Origin of the sequence: Candidatus Symbiopectobacterium sp. NZEC127 (assembly GCF_025962675.1) — a bacterium.
In the GTDB taxonomy this organism is placed as follows: domain Bacteria; phylum Pseudomonadota; class Gammaproteobacteria; order Enterobacterales; family Enterobacteriaceae; genus Symbiopectobacterium.
This window is the reverse complement of the sequence record NZ_JAGFPG010000055.1, coordinates 1-593: the sequence shown is the minus strand read 5'-3', so window position 1 is coordinate 593 and position 593 is coordinate 1. Positions and strand designations below refer to the sequence as shown.

Annotated in this window: 1 protein-coding gene; it reads right to left on the bottom strand. The window is 51.3% G+C overall.

Going from position 1 to position 593, the window contains the following annotated elements:
- Positions 1 to 585, bottom strand: a 585-nt coding sequence (locus J5069_RS23895; protein ID WP_319801702.1) for a Na+/H+ antiporter NhaC family protein, incomplete at its 3' end; no start/stop codon positions are given.
- Between the last annotated feature and the right edge of the window lie 8 nt (positions 586 to 593).

Sequence of the window (593 nt, the reverse complement as noted above, 5' to 3'; positions counted from 1 at the left end):
CACGGCGGCCATATAAGCACCACAAGAGTTCCAGGGAATTAACGGCGAGGTGACAATACCTGCATCCGACACCGCCCTGGAAAGGTTTTCCGGTGCCAACCCTCTTCGGGCAAATTCAGATTTAAATAAGCGGGTGGGCAATAGCAGAGCAATGTATTGATCGCCTGCGGCAATGTTTAAACCAATCGCAGTAGCAACCACCGAAGCAATCAAGCGGCCTACCGTTCTGGCACGCAATAACAGCGGTGTAACCAGCTTGTTCAACAGACCAAAATCATCCACCATTATGCCAAAGGTGACTGCGCCGATGATGAGCCAAATGGTCAGCAACATGCTATCCATGCCACCGCGCGACAGTAACGCATCGATCTGCTCAATCCCCGAGTTCTCCTGAAAACCCGTTGCCATTGCTGTCCACATGGCTTTAAGGGCAAGCAGGATGGGGGCGGTATCAGGCTCAACGATAAAACGCAGCACCACCTGTGGCTGCATTATCGGTGTCATAATGCCTGCCAGTAATGCGGAACACATAATCGCCAGTGACGCAGGCACCTTTAATACCGAAAGCGTAAGTAAAAAGAACAAGGGCAACA